Origin of the sequence: Szabonella alba, assembly GCF_016765775.1 — a bacterium.
Taxonomy (GTDB): domain Bacteria; phylum Pseudomonadota; class Alphaproteobacteria; order Rhodobacterales; family Rhodobacteraceae; genus Szabonella; species Szabonella alba.
In genome coordinates this window covers 1-1,197 of sequence record NZ_JAESVN010000043.1, presented here as the reverse complement: position 1 = coordinate 1,197, position 1,197 = coordinate 1, and the positions used below count along the sequence as shown (strand labels likewise).

The following is a 1,197-nucleotide window of genomic DNA, read 5'->3' as shown; positions in this document are numbered from 1 at the left end:
GGTAATCCTCCCCGTTTTAACGGGGCCCAGAAGTAGACTTCAGGCAGCCATCTTCAGTTTCTGGGCGGGTGTGATGCCGCCGATGCCCATGTTGGGGCGCTCATTGTTGTAAGTCCATAGCCAGTCGGTTGCGATCTCCTGCGCCTCCTCGATGGTTTCAAAGATGTATAGGTCCAGCCATTCATTGCGGACTGTCCTGTTGTAACGCTCGACATACGCGTTCTGCTGGGGCTGCCCGGGCTGGATGTGGTTCAGGACGATGCCCTGCTTCTCGGCCCAGATCATCAGCGTGGAGCTGATGTATTCAGGGCCATTGTCGACCCTGATGGCTAGGGGCTTTCCGCGCCACTCGATGATCTGATTGAGGGCCCGGACCACCCGCTCAGCCGGGAGCGAGAAGTCGACCTCAATGCCCAGCCCCTCACGGTTGAAGTCGTCCAGCACGTTCAGAAGCCGGAACTGGCGACCGTCGGCCAAGCGATCAGCCATGAAGTCCATTGACCAGACGGTATTCGGGGCCTTTGGGACACTGAGCGCATCGGGCTTGTCGCGCTTGATCCTCCGGCGGGGCTTGATCCGCAGGTTCAGCTCCAGCTCGCAGTAGATCCTGTGGACGCGCTTGTGGTTCCACGGGTGCCCCTGGACGTTGCGCATATGCAGGAAGCATAGTCCGAAGCCCCAAGTCCGGTGCGCCTTGGTCAGCCCTTCCAGAAGGTCGGCGATGAACTCGTTCTCGGCATCGCGCTTCGGGCTGTAGCGAAAGCAGGTCTCGCTGACGCTAAATGCCCGACAAGCCAGCGCGATGCTCACCCCCTTCGTCGCCACAGCCTTCTCGGCCAGCTCCCGGCGTTGAGCTGGCCGCGTCATTTTTTTCCAAGCGCTTCCTTGAGCAGTTCGGCCTGCATGCTCAGGTCGGCAAACATGCGCTTCAGCCGCCGGTTCTCGTCTTCAAGCACCTTCATCTGGCTCATCATCGACGCATCCATGCCGCCATACTTCGAGCGCCATTTGTAAAAGCTCGCTGTGCTGATCCCATGCTCCCGGCAAAGTTCAGGCACGGCCACGCCGCTCTCGGCCTGACGAAGCACAGCCATGATCTGCGGCTCGGTGAAACGGCTCTTTCTCATTCGAATCTCCTCAGCTCACGCTACGAGAAAATTCTACTTATGCAGCCCCTTAACCATGGGGAGGATTACC

1 protein-coding gene is annotated in these 1,197 nt (G+C 59.3%); it reads right to left on the bottom strand.

Annotation, left to right across the window (positions count from 1 at the left end):
- Window positions 1–39 precede the first annotated feature (39 nt).
- Window positions 40–1,127, bottom strand: a protein-coding gene (locus tag JL811_RS19830) for an IS3 family transposase (RefSeq protein ID WP_202690428.1) whose coding sequence is annotated in 2 segments (ribosomal slippage) — window positions 40–866 and window positions 866–1,127 — 1,089 coding nt in all. Because the reading frame shifts where the segments join, the coding sequence is not laid out codon by codon here.
- Window positions 1,128–1,197 lie beyond the last annotated feature (70 nt).